Source organism: Paraburkholderia kirstenboschensis, assembly GCF_904848585.1.
Lineage (GTDB): Bacteria > Pseudomonadota > Gammaproteobacteria > Burkholderiales > Burkholderiaceae > Paraburkholderia > Paraburkholderia kirstenboschensis.
This window is the reverse complement of record NZ_CAJHCR010000001.1, coordinates 1,114,177-1,128,738: the sequence shown is the minus strand read 5'-3', so window position 1 is coordinate 1,128,738 and position 14,562 is coordinate 1,114,177. Positions and strand designations below refer to the sequence as shown.

14 protein-coding genes and 2 tRNA genes are annotated in these 14,562 nt (G+C 61.9%); 6 read left to right on the top strand and 10 right to left on the bottom strand.

Features of this window, described 5'->3' with window-relative positions:
- Positions 1–158 precede the first annotated feature (158 nt).
- Positions 159–1,487: a glycosyltransferase gene (locus JMY24_RS05090; RefSeq protein ID WP_128594886.1), complete on the top strand. Its 1,329-nt coding sequence runs from the start codon at positions 159–161 to the stop codon at positions 1,485–1,487.
- Positions 1,488–1,550: 63 nt separating this feature from the next.
- Here the strand turns inward: JMY24_RS05090 and rpiA are convergent, their stop codons facing one another.
- The 3 genes from rpiA to rnr form a co-directional block, all read right to left on the bottom strand.
- Positions 1,551–2,246, bottom strand: coding sequence for a ribose-5-phosphate isomerase RpiA (gene rpiA, locus JMY24_RS05085; protein ID WP_128589941.1), 696 nt, complete (start codon positions 2,244–2,246; stop codon positions 1,551–1,553).
- Positions 2,247–2,309: 63 nt separating this feature from the next.
- Complete coding sequence (rlmB, locus tag JMY24_RS05080; RefSeq protein WP_020065733.1) at positions 2,310–3,053, bottom strand: 23S rRNA (guanosine(2251)-2'-O)-methyltransferase RlmB; 744 nt, start codon at positions 3,051–3,053, stop codon at positions 2,310–2,312.
- A 194-nt stretch (positions 3,054–3,247) separates the two neighbouring features.
- Positions 3,248–5,746: a ribonuclease R gene (gene rnr, locus JMY24_RS05075; protein WP_201701467.1), complete on the bottom strand. Its 2,499-nt coding sequence runs from the start codon at positions 5,744–5,746 to the stop codon at positions 3,248–3,250.
- A 305-nt stretch (positions 5,747–6,051) separates the two neighbouring features.
- Between rnr and JMY24_RS05070 the strand changes: the two genes are divergently transcribed.
- Positions 6,052–6,138 (top strand) — tRNA-Leu (locus tag JMY24_RS05070).
- 208 nt (positions 6,139–6,346) lie between these two features.
- Positions 6,347–6,433 (top strand) — tRNA-Leu (locus JMY24_RS05065).
- Between the two features lie 112 nt (positions 6,434–6,545).
- Here the strand turns inward: JMY24_RS05065 and JMY24_RS05060 are convergent.
- From JMY24_RS05060 to JMY24_RS05050, 3 genes are all read right to left on the bottom strand, one after another.
- Entirely contained in the window at positions 6,546–7,292 is a 747-nt protein-coding gene (locus JMY24_RS05060; RefSeq protein ID WP_128594885.1) for an SDR family NAD(P)-dependent oxidoreductase, read from the bottom strand.
- 4 nt (positions 7,293–7,296) lie between these two features.
- Complete coding sequence (locus JMY24_RS05055) at positions 7,297–7,854, bottom strand: cupin domain-containing protein (RefSeq protein ID WP_236597315.1); 558 nt, start codon at positions 7,852–7,854, stop codon at positions 7,297–7,299.
- A gap of 137 nt (positions 7,855–7,991) precedes the next feature.
- The gene (locus JMY24_RS05050; RefSeq protein WP_201701466.1) at positions 7,992–8,735 is read right to left on the bottom strand and encodes an SDR family oxidoreductase; all 744 of its coding nucleotides are present in this window, start codon (positions 8,733–8,735) and stop codon (positions 7,992–7,994) included.
- 106 nt (positions 8,736–8,841) lie between these two features.
- Between JMY24_RS05050 and JMY24_RS05045 the strand changes: the two genes are divergently transcribed.
- The 3 genes from JMY24_RS05045 to madM all read left to right on the top strand — a co-directional run bounded on the left by JMY24_RS05045 (position 8,842) and on the right by madM (position 11,416).
- The gene (locus JMY24_RS05045) at positions 8,842–9,765 is read left to right on the top strand and encodes a LysR family transcriptional regulator (protein WP_201701465.1); all 924 of its coding nucleotides are present in this window, start codon (positions 8,842–8,844) and stop codon (positions 9,763–9,765) included.
- Positions 9,766–10,238: 473 nt separating this feature from the next.
- Complete coding sequence (gene madL, locus JMY24_RS05040; RefSeq protein ID WP_128586761.1) at positions 10,239–10,634, top strand: malonate transporter subunit MadL; 396 nt, start codon at positions 10,239–10,241, stop codon at positions 10,632–10,634.
- Positions 10,635–10,648: 14 nt separating this feature from the next.
- Positions 10,649–11,416: a malonate transporter subunit MadM gene (gene madM / locus JMY24_RS05035; protein ID WP_128586759.1), complete on the top strand. Its 768-nt coding sequence runs from the start codon at positions 10,649–10,651 to the stop codon at positions 11,414–11,416.
- Between the two features lie 182 nt (positions 11,417–11,598).
- On the opposite strand, the gene JMY24_RS05030 is transcribed toward madM, so the two are convergent.
- The 4 genes from JMY24_RS05030 to JMY24_RS05015 form a co-directional block, all read right to left on the bottom strand.
- A complete protein-coding gene (locus JMY24_RS05030; protein ID WP_128586757.1) occupies positions 11,599–12,513 on the bottom strand; it encodes a LysR family transcriptional regulator in 915 nt (304 codons plus the stop codon).
- A gap of 130 nt (positions 12,514–12,643) precedes the next feature.
- A complete protein-coding gene (locus JMY24_RS05025; protein ID WP_164853736.1) occupies positions 12,644–12,808 on the bottom strand; it encodes a hypothetical protein in 165 nt (54 codons plus the stop codon).
- A 49-nt stretch (positions 12,809–12,857) separates the two neighbouring features.
- The gene (locus JMY24_RS05020; RefSeq protein WP_027775273.1) at positions 12,858–13,055 is read right to left on the bottom strand and encodes a hypothetical protein; all 198 of its coding nucleotides are present in this window, start codon (positions 13,053–13,055) and stop codon (positions 12,858–12,860) included.
- A gap of 522 nt (positions 13,056–13,577) precedes the next feature.
- Positions 13,578–14,279, bottom strand: a complete 702-nt coding sequence (locus tag JMY24_RS05015; protein ID WP_128586755.1) for a FadR/GntR family transcriptional regulator — start codon at positions 14,277–14,279, stop codon at positions 13,578–13,580.
- Between the last annotated feature and the right edge of the window lie 283 nt (positions 14,280–14,562).

The window sequence follows — 14,562 nt, the reverse complement described above, 5'->3', positions numbered from 1 at the left end:
ATCCTCAGTCAACGCCTCTGGGCTTAACAACGAGTGTATGTGGCGCTTCGTTTGCTGCGTGTGCGCGTGCACACATTCGACGCGCGACGGGACGCGAATAATTAATCATCGCCATTCGCCTCTTGCGAACGCACAAAAACCAATTAATTCGCCTTCCTATGCGCCCTACGCTCGACGCCTCTCCGCTCGCTACCCCGCTGCCGCTCGTCTCGCCGGTGTTCATCGACCCAGTTGCCGCGCCTGCCTCGCCGGTCGGCTCCGGCGCGCCCGCATCCACAGTCAGGCACACGGGCGCATTGCCGCGCGTGCTGTTCGTCGATCAAAGCGGCCAACTCGGCGGGGCCGAGTTCGCGCTACTGCAATTGGCAGAACATTGCAGATCGCACAGCGAGGTCGTATTGCTTTCCGACGGTCCGTTTCGCACGCGTCTTGAAGCGCTCGGCGCACGTGTGCAGGTGATCAACGACGCGAGTGTGTCGGGCATCGCGCGGCAAGCGTCGGCCTTGAACTGTTTGCGCGTGCTGCCGGGCATCGTGCGGCAGGTCCGTGCTCTTGCGGCACGCGCGCGCACGTTCGACGTACTGTTCGTCAACACACAAAAAGCGCTTGTGCTGGGCGCGCTTGGCAAGGCGCTGTATCGCAAGCCTGTGATCTGGTATCAGCACGACATTCTCACGCGCGAGCATTTCGGGCGAGTGCAATTGAGCGTTATCAAGTGGGCGGTGCGGCTTGCGGTCGACCACGTGATCGTCAATTCGCAGGCGTCGGCGAGATCGCTTGCAGCGCTCACGGGCCTTGCGGCAGACTCGGTGCCGGTCGTCTACAACGGCATCGACGCGAGCGCCTTCGATCGTGTGGATGGCACCGACATCGGCTCGCTCAGGCAGCGCCTCGGCTTGCCAGAGCACGCTTGGCTCGCCGGCCTGTTCGGCCGCCTCGCGCCGTGGAAAGGTCAGCACATCGCGCTCGACGCGTTGGCGCGATTGCCCGATGCACACCTCGTTCTGGTCGGCGCACCGCTATTTGGTGAGGATGCCTATGCGCAGCGTTTGCGCGATCAGGCCGCCGCGCTCGGCATCGCGGAGCGCGTGCACTTCGCGGGCTTTCAGGACGACGTGCCCACGTGGATGAAAGCGATGAATGTGATCCTGCACACGTCGACGGAGCCCGAGCCCTTCGGACGTGTGATCGTCGAGGGCATGGCGGCGGGCCGCCCGGTGATCGCGGCAGCCGCGGGCGGCGTAACGGAGATCGTGCGGCATGGCCGCAACGGCTGGCTCGTCAAGCCCGGCGATGCAGCGGCGCTCGCCGAGGCAATCGCTGTCTTGCGCACAGATCCCGCGCTTGCACAGCGCCTCGCGCAACAGGCGCTGATAGATGCACAAGCGGAGTTTTCGGTGGAGCGGTACTTGGAGCGAATGATCGACGCGTTGACGGCCGCGATGCAGCGCCCCAGTGACAGAACGAATACTCAGGCGAGCCGCTAGAACGCGTGCCGCCGCTCAAACGATGGATGCGTGCGAGCCCGCGTGAGAAGGCTCGCGCGTGACTCAGTCCTTGCGGTATTCGATTGTTTGCACGCCGGTGTCCGTGCCGAGCAGGCACAGATTTGCGCCGCGCGCCGCGAAGAGTCCAACCGTCACGACGCCTGGCCACGCGTTGATGTGCATTTCGAGCGTGCGCGGGTCGCTAATGCGCAGACCTTTGACGTCGATGATTTCGTTGCCGTTGTCGGTGATGAACGGGTCGCCCTCTTTCGTGACGCGCACCACCGGCACACCGCCGAGCGCGGTCACGCGGCGGCCGATTGCGGTGCGCGCCATCGGCACCACTTCGATCGGCAGAGGAAAATTGCCGAGCGTGTCGACGAGTTTGCTCGCATCCGCGATACATACGAACACGTCCGATACCGACGCGACGATTTTCTCGCGCGTCAGCGCGCCGCCGCCGCCTTTGATCATCGCGCCGCTGTGGTCGATCTCGTCCGCACCGTCCACATAGACCGGCAGCGAATCGATTTCGTTCAGATCGAGCACCTTGAAGCCGTGCGACTGCAGGCGCGCAGTGGTGGCGAGAGAACTCGACACTGCGCCGCGATAGCGCGCCTTGTTGGCGGCCAGCGCGTCGATGAAACAGTTCGCGGTGGAGCCTGTGCCCACGCCGATCAACGAGCCTTCCGGCACGTTGGCGTGGACGTAGTCGGCGGCGGCCTGGCCGACCAGTTGCTTGAGTTCGTCTTGAGTCATGGGATGCAGGCTCGCAGTAAAAAACGCTAGTTTACCGGAGTAGAAGCCTCGGACCGGCCGGAATTACTTCTTCACCGCCCGCTGCCTGACCGCCTCGAACAGACACACGCCGCTCGCCACGGACACGTTCAGGCTCTCCACGGTGCCAGCCATCGGAATCTGCATGACGACGTCGCACGTATCGCGCGTGAGGCGGCGCATGCCCTCGCCTTCTGCGCCCATCACGAGTGCAACGGGACCGTCCAGCTCCGTCTCATAGAGGCTCTTGCTGGCCTCGCCGGCCGTGCCCACGACCCACACGCCGGCGTCCTTCAGTTCGCGCAACGCCCGTGCGAGGTTCGTCACGGTGATGTACGGCACGGTGTCAGCGGCACCGCTCGCGACCTTCGCGGCCGTCGCGTTCAGGCCGACCGCACGGTCACGCGGCGCGATCACCGCGTGCGCGCCGGCAGCATCGGCGACGCGCAGGCAGGCGCCCAGATTGTGCGGGTCCGTTACGCCGTCGAGCACCAGAATGAGCGGCGAACCATTGATGCCGTCGAGCAATTCAGCCAGGTTCTGCGCGAGCGGCATGTCGCCCGCGCGCGCCACCACGCCCTGGTGACGCTCGGTGTGCGCGAGGCCCCACAGGCGCGTTTCGTCGGCGGCGATGAGACGCACGCCCGCTTCCTTCGCCACGTGCAGAAACTCGGTCATGCGACGGTCCTTGCGCGTGGCGTCGTAATAAACATCTTCGACTGTCGACGCATCGTGCCTGATACGCGCGGTGACTGCGTGGAAACCGTATAGAACCTTGTGACGTGCCATGACTGATACAACCTTTGATTGAGCGCGACACGATAGCCGCGCTGCTGTGATGAATATATGTGCCTGTTCGCGATCCAGCTAGCGCGTGCATCCGGCATTGACCGTAGATCGAACCAGGCAGATGAAACGAACACCGCGCGCAACCGGTACGTGTTGACGTACCCGCTGCGCGCGGTTCAAGCCACGAGGCGGCTTTAGCGCTTCTTGCGCACCGTCGGCTTGGACGCCGGTTTGGGCGCCGCGCCGTGTTTCTTCGCGGCACCGCGCGCGGCGCGTGCTTCCTTGACCGCAGCGCTTTGTGCGGGAGCCGCTTTCTTGTGGCGCGCGCCCGGCGCGGCGCCGCCTTCCACCGGCGGCAATGCGCGCACGCGCGCGCCGCCGTTTTCGCCGGACGACTTGTCGGCCGCCACGCCGCGGACCGGGTGCGGCTTGATCGGCGTATCCCGCACGAGGCGGAAGTCGATCTTGCGCGCGTCGAGGTCCACGCGGCTCACCTGCACACGCACGCGATCCGACAGGCGGTAGCGAATGCCGGTGCGCTCGCCGCGCAGTTCGTTCTTGATCTCGTCGTACTGGAAGTAGTCGGAGCCCAGTTCGGTGACGTGCACGAGACCTTCGATGAAAAGTGAATCGAGCTGCACGAAAATGCCGAACGACGTGACACCGTTCACCATGCCGCCGTATTCTTCGCCGAGCTTGTCGCGCATGAAATAGCACTTGAGCCACGCTTCGACGTCGCGCGACGCTTCGTCGGCGCGGCGCTCGTTGGCCGAGCAATGCAAGCCCAGTTCTTCCCAGATCGCCACGTTGTTCGAACGCGAACGGCCGCTTTTTTCGTCGTCGGCCTGCTGCATTGCGCGAGCGCGCGGCGACAGCGCCGTATTCAGCGTGACGCCTTGTGGCGGCTCCGGCTGATACTTGCGGCCCTGCAGGATCGCGTAGATCGCGCGGTGCGTGAGCAGGTCGGGATAACGGCGGATCGGGCTCGTGAAGTGGGCATACGCCTCATACGCGAGACCGAAGTGGCCGATATTGTCGGGGCTATATACGGCCTGTTGCATCGAGCGCAGCAGCATGGTTTGCAGCATCTGCGCGTCGGGCCGTTCGCGGATCTGCGCCATCAGCGCAGCGTAGTCGCTTGCGTGCGGCTTGTCGCCGCCGCCGAGCGTGAGGCCCATGCCGCGCAGGAACGTGCGCAGATTCTCGAGCTTCTCCGCAGTCGGCCCGGCGTGCACGCGGAACAGACCCGGATGCTTGTTGCGCTTGAGGAAGTCGGCGGCGCAGACGTTCGCGGCCAGCATGCATTCCTCGATCAGCTTGTGCGCTTCGTTGCGGGTACGCGGCACGATCTGTTCGATCTTGCCCTGCGCATTGCAGACGATGTACGTCTCGGTCGTATCGAAGTCGATCGCGCCACGCTTCTGACGCGCGGCGAATAGCGACTTGTAGACGCCGTACAGGTTCTGCAGTTGCGGCAGCAGCGCGGCGCGACGCGTAGCTTCCGGACCCTTGGTGTTCTTCAGCACCGCGGCGACTTCGGTATAAGTCAGACGCGCGGCCGAATGCATCACGCCGGGATAGAACTGATACGCCTTCACTTCGCCCCGCGCGGTCACGATCATGTCGCACACCAGCACGCAACGGTCGACGTTCGGATTCAGCGAGCACAAACCGTTCGACAGTTTTTCCGGCAGCATGGGAATCACGCGGCGCGGGAAATAGACGGACGTGCTGCGTTCGATCGCGTCTGCGTCGAGGCCGCTTTTCGGATGCACGTAATGCGAGACGTCCGCGATTGCGACGATCAGGCGGAAGCCTTCGCCGCGGCCTACCTTGACGGGCTCGCAATACACTGCGTCGTCGAAGTCGCGCGCGTCTTCGCCGTCGATCGTGACGAACGGCACGTCGCGCAGGTCGATGCGGTGACGCACGTCGGCCGGGCGGACTTCGTCGGGAAGTTTCGAGGCTTCGGCAAGCGCGTCGGCGCTGAACTCGTGCGGCACGCCGTACTTGCGCACTGCGATTTCGATTTCCATGCCGGGGTCGTCGATATCGCCGAGCACTTCGACCACGCGGCCGAGCGGCTGCGAATGACGACTCGGAAAATCGGTCAATTCGACTACCACCACCTGACCGACCTTGGCCTTCTTGGTGTTCTGCGTGATCAGGATGTCATGGCCAATGCGCTTGTCTTCGGGCGCGACGATCAGCGCGCCGTTCTCGTTGAGCAGGCGGCCGATCACACGCTTGTTGGCGCGGTCGGTGACCTCGACGATATGCCCTTCCGGCCGGCCGCGCCGGTCATAGCCGACGATGCGCGCGAGCACGCGGTCGTTGTGCATGACCTTCTGCATTTCGGCGGTGGGCAGGAACAGATCGTCCTGGCCGTCGTCGCGGATCAGGAAGCCGTAGCCGTCTCGATGGCCCTGAACGCGCCCCGCGACGAAGTTCGACGGATGAGTCAGTTGATACAAATTGCGCTGATCGAGCCGGATCTGGCCGTCGCGCTCCATCGCGCCCAGGCGCTTGAAGAACCCCTCGCGCTCCTGGCGCTTGATCGACAAGGCTTCAGCGATGTCGTTGGCGGCGAGCGGCGCTTCGCTCGTACGCAGAACGCCGAGGATTTCCTCGCGGCTCGGAATCGGATACGGAAATTTGCTCAAGGGCTTGTCGATGATTTTTTCTCGTTGCATGGACGTCGGTCTGCGATGTGGCTCGGCTTAAGAAGCGTTTGCAGCGCGCATGATTCGCGCCTGCCGTTGCACTGAAAAGACTCTCTCGGGTCCGGCTCGTTCAAGGCTGAGTCCGACGGGCTTGTGCACCGTGCCAACGAACTACTGCGAGGCATTCTAACACCCGTCCGGCGCGCCACGCGGGCCGTCAATAGTCGCCGGGAAGCCCGCGCAGCCTCGTCGACGGGTTGTTTAAGCAAGTTTTGAGAAACGCTTGACAGGTTCCATTCTGTCGCTATAATGGCGGTCTTTGCTGTTCATCACCTGCCCAGGTGGCGAAATTGGTAGACGCACTAGGTTCAGGTCCTAGCGGTGGCAACACTGTGGAGGTTCGAGTCCTCTCTTGGGCACCAAGATTCAAAACTAAAGCCGCCATGTTGCATTGGGCGGCTTTAGTTTTTGTGCAACGAGTTTTGATTTGAGGTCATGCGGTCTGATTACCGTTCGTCGGCATTGGATGCATTACTCGTGGCGGTAAAAGCGAAGTTTGCTAGTTTGTTTATAAGCGGGGATTGACACGCTGCATCAGCCCGCTAAAATAGCGGTCTAGCTTGAAAACGTGCCCAGGTGGCGGAATTGGTAGACGCACTAGGTTCAGGTCCTAGCGGTGGCAACACCGTGGAGGTTCGAGTCCTCTCCTGGGCACCACAGTTGTTTCGGCGTAAGCCGCAGTAGTTCGAGAAACCCCGTAAGATCAACGTCTTACGGGGTTTTTTGTTGCCTGCGATCCGGTGAGTTCAACGTGCGCGATCTGCCCCATTCAGAACGGACTGATGCCTGACATGCCACCGTCGACTGCGAGATCGGCGCCGGTCACGTACCCCGATGCATTCGACGCAAGGAAAAGGATCGCGGCCGCAACCTCGGCGGGTTCGGCCGGCCGCTTCATGGGAATCGCATTCGACCATTGCAAAAGTTGCGCCTCGGATATGCCCAGCGTATCGAAGATCGGCGTATTGGCAACTCCTGGTGAAATGCTGTTCACGCGCACGCCGAGTTCGACCAGGTCGGCCGCAAAGCACTTTGCCAGCGAGACCACCGCCGCCTTCGACGCGCAATATGCGGAAAAATTTTTCGTGCCCTGACTGGCCGCGAGCGACGCCACGAGAACGATCGACGCAGGTCGGGCCAGGAACGGCAGCGCCTCTCGTACGGTCGAGTACACCCCGCCGACATTGATGTCGAGAACATCGGAAAACTGCTGCAGCGTCGTTTCGCGCAGCGGAGTTTGCCGGGAGATACCCGCGTTCGCGACCAGCACATCGACATCGCATTGAAAATGGCCGACCGCTGTTTGATATAGCCGTTGCATGTCTTCCGGGTTCGCGGCATTGGCCATGACCGGCAACGCATTCTCGCCGAGCTTGTCCGCGGCCAGTTGGAGTTTTTCCGCATTACGCCCGCTGATCACCACGCGCGCGCCTTCGGCTACGAATCGTTCAGCGGTTGCGAAGCCTATGCCGCTGCTGCCGCCTGTCACCACTGCCAGAGCATGCTCGAGCTGCATCGCGTTATCCCCGCAGGTTGACGACTAATGCGCGGCCTGAGCGGATTGCGCGCGTCGTATGGCCAGTGCCTTGCAGATCACCCGCAACGAAAACCGCGCCCGCTGGAAAACGCTGCGCTGCGTCCGGTCCTTGCACGCTGATTTCCAGTTCCCCTTCGAGCACCACGACATATTGCCGTGATGGCGGGTTATGCCAGCCGAGAAAGTAGTCACCATCGAATTCATGCATGAGCACGCTTTCGCATGGCAGCGGCGAAGACAACGACACGGCAACACCCTTGAACAACACCGGACTCGGTTCAAAGGCCTGAATGGTTTTGAAGTTCGAGTGTCCGTCGGCGCTCGTGTATATCTCGATGCATTCCATCGGTTCTCCTTTTGCTGTCAACGGAGAGGCGCAAGCGGTTCGGCAAAGCACAGACGATTCCACGCGGCCATCAACCGCTTGCGGACAACAATCGAGTCTAGGAGGTGAAACCGAAAAGATCACGCCGACTTTGTTTGAATCGGCGCTTTGACCTGCATCCGCAAGAACATGGCGGTGGCGCACGACATGTGACATCGACACATGCCGAAGCGTCAGTCAGTCACCGCCGGGAAAAGACGGCTCGGCATACGTGCCACATAGCCGACCGACCGGCGCGCGGCAAGGCGCACCGCTCGAACGAGCCACGCTGGAACTCGACATACGGTCGAGCACTATGCGTTGAAGCCACCGTCGATGGTCAGGCTCGCACCCGTGACGAACCCGGCGTCCGGTCCGACAACATAAGCCACCATGCCGGCGATCTCGTCAGGATGTGCATGGCGTGGCAGCGCCATCAAGCCGTGCAATGCCGATGCAAAGTCGCCGCTCTCCGGATTCATGTCGGTGTCGGTCGGGCCAGGCTGCACGTTGTTGACCGTGATCCCGCGCGGGCCAAGGTCGCGCGCCAGGCCTTGAACCAGCCCGCGCAGCGCGGACTTGCTCATCGCATAAGCAGCGCCGCCCGCAAAAGGCATACGCTCCGCGTTGCAACTGCCGATGTTGACGATGCGCCCGCCATTTCCCATGTGCGGAAGCACCGCTTTTATGGCCACGAACACGCCGCGCACATTGACTTCCAGCGTCTTGTCGAAGTCTTCCAGCGAGAAGGTGTCGACCGTGCCCATCAACAGCACGCCGGCGTTGTTGACCAGGATGTCGATCTTGCCGAGCGCCGCCGCTGCGTCATCGACGGCGCGCGTCAGTGCAGCCGCGTCGCCTGCGTCGGCCTGTAGCGCGATGGCGCGCCCGCCCTCACGCGTGATGCTTTCGGCGAGATCGTTCGCAATCGCCGCCGAGCCTTTGTAGGTGAACGCGACAGCCGCACCGTCGCGAGCCAACCGCCGCACGATGGCGGCTCCGATCCCGCGGCCGCCGCCGGTTACAAACGCCACTTTGCCATTGAGGGTTGAATTCATGATGTCGTTCCTGGTTGAATTGAGTGCATGAAGTATGGGCTCGACACCTAATTACCGGTAGCGTCTAATGTAGAGTTGGTCTTTCAACCATTTGTATCAAATCACGATGGAAGCGTTGAACTCGATCGAGTCGTTTGTCCTTAGCGCGGAGTCGGGCAGCTTTTCGGCGGCGGCCCGGCGCCTCGGCCTCACGCCCGCGGCGGTCAGCAAGAATGTGGCTCGACTCGAGGCGTCGCTCGGTCTGCGTCTTTTTCAACGCAGCACGCGAAACCTGACGCTCACGGCGGCCGGCGAACGTTTCCTGCGGGACGTGGCCGATCCGTTTTCCGCAGTTCGCGATGCCATTGCAAATGCAGCCACGCATGAAGGCAAACCGTCCGGCTCGCTGAAGGTCAGCATGGCGCTCGCATTCGGTCGCGAGTATCTGGTGCCGTTGCTCGGCGAGTTTCTTCAACGCTACCCCGCGATCGTTCCCGACTGGCACTTCGACAACCGCCCGGTCGACCTGATCGCGGGCGCATTCGACGCCGCGATCGGCGGCGGCATCGAACTCACGCCGGGACTCGTGGCACGCGAACTCGCGCGGACCCACGTGATCGTGGCGGCTTCGCCTTCGTATATGGCGACACGTGCAATGCCCCGCCATCCCGGCGATCTGGCTAACTTCGACGGCATCGTGCGGCGCTCGGCTACATCGGGTCGCCTGCGTACATGGACGCTGCGTAACCAGGTTGGCGAGCAGGCCGAGGCCGAGTGCCGTCCGAGGCTGATTTTCGACGACCCCGAGGCGATGGCCCACGCGGCCATGCTAGGGCACGGTGTCGCATTCCTTCCAATGCCGCACGCGGCGCGCTGGCTTTCGAGCGGAGCGCTGGTGCGCCTGCTACCCGGCTGGTATGCGGACCATGGGCCGATTTCGATCTATTACTCGAACAAAAAACTCCTTCCGGAAAAAACACGGGTGTTCATCGACTTTGTGGTCGCTGCGTTCCGGGAGCAAAGGCTCGCGTCGAAATTCGACGCTCGATGACACTAGATTCACGGCCAATCTGTCGTCGCGACGCTCGCGTGGGGTGGTCAGCGCTCGCGGTCAAAAGATGATTACCTGCCTCTGATCGCGACTCGACAGCCGCCAATTTGCCCGTTGCACGCCGCGCGAGGGAAAACCCCTAAACCGTGAGACGGGCTCGTACGCCCCGCCCCGCATGGGTCCCGGCATCGCGCACCTGGAATCGTTAGCCTCACGATAACGAATGCCTGGCGAACGTCATTGAACGGGTATCTCGCGCTCCCATAGACTCGCGCCATGCTATCGACAGTCCGATGAAAACCACCTCAGCGGTGGCAACGAACCGGGCACTGGTGCGAGCGTTTTCACGCACATAACACTGCCTCGCGAGAGGCCAAAAAAACAATTAGCAACCGCCCTGCATGAGGTGAGAGTAAGCAGATCGCGAGCTCTGGCCGACAGCTTTTGCACGAGACACGGGACAGGAGACACGAATGATCATTTATGGAACTGCGCTGCTTGCTTTTTGCCACCTGGCCGGTCTGTTTCTCGGTGACCTGCTCGGGCTCGCCATCGGCGTAAAGACGAACGTTGGCGGAGTCGGCATTGCGATGCTGCTACTGATCTTCCTGCGGCTCTATCTGCACGGCAAGGGTCTGCTGCCCAAGGAAACCGAAGCGGGCGTGGGGTTCTGGGGTGCGATGTATATCCCCGTCGTGGTCGCGATGGCGGCCAACCAGAACGTCGTCGCCGCGCTCAAAGGCGGCCCCGTCGCGCTCCTTTCGGCATTGGGCGCCGCAGCCTTGTGCGCCGCCTGTATCGCCGTGCTGTCACGCACCGGTCGCGACAGCACGTCGTTCCTCGGCAGCCCGCAACCCGAAGAAATCTGAAGCAGGAGCCAGCCATGATCCAGATGCTCGACAAAGTACTGATACACAACGGCCTCGTCACAGCGTTTGCGCTGGTCGGGCTCATCATGTGGGTGTCGTCGGTGATTTCGCGCAAGCTCACGTTCGGGCGCGTGCACGGCTCGGCGATCGCTATCGTGATCGGACTCGTGCTCGCGTACTTCGGCGGAGTCTTCACCGCGGGCCAGAAAGGTCTTGCGGACCTGCCGCTCTTCGCCGGCGTCGGCCTGATGGGCGGCGCGATGCTGCGGGACTTCGCGATCGTCGCGACGGCCTTCGAGGTGCAGGCCACCGAAGCGCGCAAGGCCGGGCTCATCGGCGTCGTCTCGCTGCTGCTCGGCACAGTGCTGCCGTTCATCGTGGGCGCAAGCGTCGCTCATGCGTTCGGTTATACCGATGCGGTCAGCATGACGACCATCGGCGCGGGTGCGGTCACCTACATCGTCGGACCGGTGACGGGCGCGGCGATCGGTGCAAGCTCGGACGTAATCGCGCTCAGCATCGCGACGGGCCTCATCAAGGCGATCATCGTCATGATCGGTACGCCGCTCGCGGCCGGCTTCATGGGACTCAAGACGCCCCGATCCGCAATGATCTTCGGCGGCCTTGCGGGCACCGTCAGCGGCGTGAGCGCGGGACTGGCGGCCACCGATCGGCGGCTCGTTCCTTATGGCGCGCTGATTGCCACGTTTCATACTGGCGTGGGCTGCCTGCTCGGACCTTCGCTGCTGTTCTTCACGACGCGCGCACTGGTCGGCGGTTGAGCTTTATCGCAGCCGGGTTTTCGCGGATGGCGCGTGGCGACCTTGGTGCGCCGTCATGCACCGCCTCGCGACGCGCGCGCGAGCGGCCACGAACACGGGCGCTAACTCTTATGCTTCGCGCGCCTGGAACCGGCCGTCGCTTCGCATTGCTCGACACTCGACGAAGCCGCGGCCCGAAAACATCAACCGGCGTTTCTCGTTCGAAGTCGGCACACTGCCATGAGCGCGAGCAGGTTCGGATCGCGCTCGCGTGCCCGCAGGAAACTGACGCCGATCGTCTGGCGCATCATATATTGCGGTTTGAGCGGGATGAACTGCACCTTGTCGCCGAATACGCCTCGCACGCGGCCGGGCAACAGCGTATAGCCGACGCCTCCGCTTACCAGGTTCATCAGCGAATAGATGTCGCCCACTCGCATCGTCACGTTGGGGGTGAACTCCGCGACGCGAAACGCTTCCTGAAAGCCGTGATAAGTAGCAAACCCCTCGCCGAGCGAAACGAAGGTTTCGTCGCGGCAGTCGCGCAGATCGACGGCCTCCAGGTTTGCATACGGCGAATTCGAGGGCGCGGCGAAGAAAATATCGTCTTCGAAAAGCGGAATGGATTCGACCTCGGGCTCGGCATCGGGCAACGCCATCAGCGCCGCATCTATCGCGCCCTGCTTGAGCTTTTCGATCAGTTCCGCATTCGGACCGAGCACCAGTTCGACCTGAAGCGTCGGCCGCCGTACCTTGATGTCGACGACGATGCCCGGCACGGTCCTGATAGTCAGTGAATAAAGCGAGCCGATCTTCAGGCGATCCGACGAATAGCCCGCGGCCTCGCGCGTCGCGCGGATGCCGTCGGACATCAGCGTGATGACTTCTTGCGCGACGTCGGCGAGCATTTGCGCCGCGTCGGTGGATTTGAGGTTGCGGCCTTCGTGGCGAAACAGTGCGCAGCGCACACCCTGTTCGAGCGAGTGCAGCGCGCGATGCACGCTGACCGTGCTCACGTTCAGCGCCTCGGCCGCCTTCGCGAGACTGCCGGTCTGCATGAATGCGAGCAGCACTTCCAGTTTGCGGAAGGTGATCTCGTCGTCGATTCGGTCGCGCATGTCGAGCTGTGGAACGGTCGAAACCGTCGATTATCGGCTCGCGAGCGCCTGCGGCAAATAGCGTTAATCCCTCACGGGCTGAGCGAAACAGCCAGCGCGGGCGCGCGTTGCGTCAGTTGAATCAGTTGAGTCAGTTGCGTGGCTGATGGCGCTGCCAGTACCACCCGGGCATCTGATCCAGTTCCCGTAGCAGCTTGCTGCGGCGATGTTCTCGCCGATAGTGACCTACTGCAAAGACGGCCGCGATCACGAGAACCGCTACGCCCATCACGATGCTAACTAATTCTTCGTTCATTACCGCCCTTCGTTCAGTACAGGGATTCTGGACGTGGCTGCTGCGCGGCTCAGCGCTTTCGCGCCACGGCGTTGAGCATTGAATGTCCCGCGCCGGTCACATGCAGGCGCTGGTGACCGCAAGCGAGTTCCTCCAGTGCAACCAGTTGGCGTTCAAGCAGCGTGTCGAGTTCTTGCCTGCACATATCGATCTGGTCGGGCGCGGCCTTGACCAGCATCAGCGTGGCGAACTCTTTTGGACTCAGCATGAGTTGTCTCTCACAATTTTGTATTAATGAAGACGGAAGAACGAATTACCTCTCAGTCGTTTCATTCCGGTAATTTCCGACATTTATCCCATGTATGAACTGGATGCGAGTCGGGGATGCGTCGGGTGAACATTCTAAACTGAAAGGTACGGTGTTTATCAAACGAATAAACCATCGGCGTTTGAGGATGATAGTCGTTATTTAAACATATGATATACAGCGTCGCGGAAATGGCCGGTCGGCCCTGATTTCCACCCATGGCGATCTGGACGGGCGCCGCGGCGTGCGGGCGGCTATTTACAGGCAAATGCTTTGTTTATCGTCAAACGTTATTGGCTCGCACATTAAACCTGGCCGGAAATAAAATCGACACTTAATTACTTCGCCAAAAATGGTGGAGGCTGTTCGAACTGGTTCAAACAGTATTAATCCGCGCAGCGCGAATATTCGCAAGTCGTTAATTCGCCGTGAAAAAGACACGAACAACGTTCCGCTTGCGGCGCAGTTACCGCACCATGGCTTTCAGCTGCCTGTACCGAGCGACCCAACCCAGCGAGCCTCGGAGGCTCGCAAATGCGAGCGCATGGCGGCTTGCGCCTCCAGTGGATCGCGCGCACACAGCGCCCCGACGATCCTTTCGTGCTCGACGAGCGCCGCGCTCCATGTCGAGGCATTCTCCGTTTGCATTCGCAGCTTTTCAGCAATGGGCGCGTGTCGCTCGTCGAACAGTTCGCCAACCAGCCGTGTAAACACCGCGTTCTGCGCGATCTCGGCGATGCAGATATGAAACTGCCGGTCTGCTTCCACCGGCGAGCCGCCTTGCGCAATCGAGCGGCGCATGTCCGCGACGAGTGCTTGCAGACGGGCCAGCCCCTGGTCGGTGAGACGCGCGCATGCCAACGATGCGACACAACCTTCGATTGCCGCTCTCGCCTGCATGATGTCGCTGGGGCTATCGCCTATTTTGTCGCGAAGCGCGTCCGGGACCGGTGCGATGGAGCGAACGAAGACTCCCGCGCCCATCCGGATCTCGACGACGCCTTGTATCTCGAGCGCGATCAACGCCTCGCGCACCGAAGGTCGCGACACGTTCAGCTGCTGCGCGAGATCGCGCTCGGGCGGAAGCCGGTCGCCCGTCGACAGATGGTTTGTCGCGATATAGGCCCGGATCTGATCGCCGATCAGGTGATAGAGCCGACGCGGCTGTACCGATTTGAGTTCCATGGTCCAAATCCCTGACGTACCCAACTGGCCTGACCATGCACGTCGCAAATGCAGGAAAAGCGCGCGGTTATGCTGAGAATATGCGCACCAGCGGCGCGTCAAACTCCGTATTTACCCGCAAATTGCCAAAGTGGCTTGACCAATTCTGAAAGGGAAAGCTATTCTACGTTCAGCGAATGCAAGGCTATTCAGCTTCGGTCCCGCTTTGGATCAGATCAGGCGGCAACGGCGCCGCTGTCAGGGCAGCCGAACCACGCCCACATAGACGATGTTTCGTCTTGCC

What these genes read in the sequence shown, in the direction of transcription:
- rnr (WP_201701467.1), bottom strand. Translation starts at nt 5,746, where the DNA reads ATGCAACGAGAAAAAATCATCGACAAGCCCTTGAGCAAATTTCCGTAT.
- JMY24_RS05060 (WP_128594885.1), bottom strand. Translation starts at nt 7,292, where the DNA reads ATGCAGCTCGAGCATGCTCTGGCAGTGGTGACAGGCGGCAGCAGCGGC.
- madL (WP_128586761.1), top strand. Translation starts at nt 10,239, where the DNA reads ATGATCATTTATGGAACTGCGCTGCTTGCTTTTTGCCACCTGGCCGGT.
- JMY24_RS05045 (WP_201701465.1), top strand. Translation starts at nt 8,842, where the DNA reads ATGGAAGCGTTGAACTCGATCGAGTCGTTTGTCCTTAGCGCGGAGTCG.
- JMY24_RS05020 (WP_027775273.1), bottom strand. Translation starts at nt 13,055, where the DNA reads ATGCTGAGTCCAAAAGAGTTCGCCACGCTGATGCTGGTCAAGGCCGCG.
- JMY24_RS05030 (WP_128586757.1), bottom strand. Translation starts at nt 12,513, where the DNA reads ATGCGCGACCGAATCGACGACGAGATCACCTTCCGCAAACTGGAAGTG.
- JMY24_RS05050 (WP_201701466.1), bottom strand. Translation starts at nt 8,735, where the DNA reads ATGAATTCAACCCTCAATGGCAAAGTGGCGTTTGTAACCGGCGGCGGC.
- rlmB (WP_020065733.1), bottom strand. Translation starts at nt 3,053, where the DNA reads ATGGCACGTCACAAGGTTCTATACGGTTTCCACGCAGTCACCGCGCGT.
- JMY24_RS05090 (WP_128594886.1), top strand. Translation starts at nt 159, where the DNA reads ATGCGCCCTACGCTCGACGCCTCTCCGCTCGCTACCCCGCTGCCGCTC.
- madM (WP_128586759.1), top strand. Translation starts at nt 10,649, where the DNA reads ATGATCCAGATGCTCGACAAAGTACTGATACACAACGGCCTCGTCACA.
- JMY24_RS05055 (WP_236597315.1), bottom strand. Translation starts at nt 7,854, where the DNA reads ATGTCACATGTCGTGCGCCACCGCCATGTTCTTGCGGATGCAGGTCAA.
- rpiA (WP_128589941.1), bottom strand. Translation starts at nt 2,246, where the DNA reads ATGACTCAAGACGAACTCAAGCAACTGGTCGGCCAGGCCGCCGCCGAC.
- JMY24_RS05025 (WP_164853736.1), bottom strand. Translation starts at nt 12,808, where the DNA reads ATGAACGAAGAATTAGTTAGCATCGTGATGGGCGTAGCGGTTCTCGTG.
- JMY24_RS05015 (WP_128586755.1), bottom strand. Translation starts at nt 14,279, where the DNA reads ATGGAACTCAAATCGGTACAGCCGCGTCGGCTCTATCACCTGATCGGC.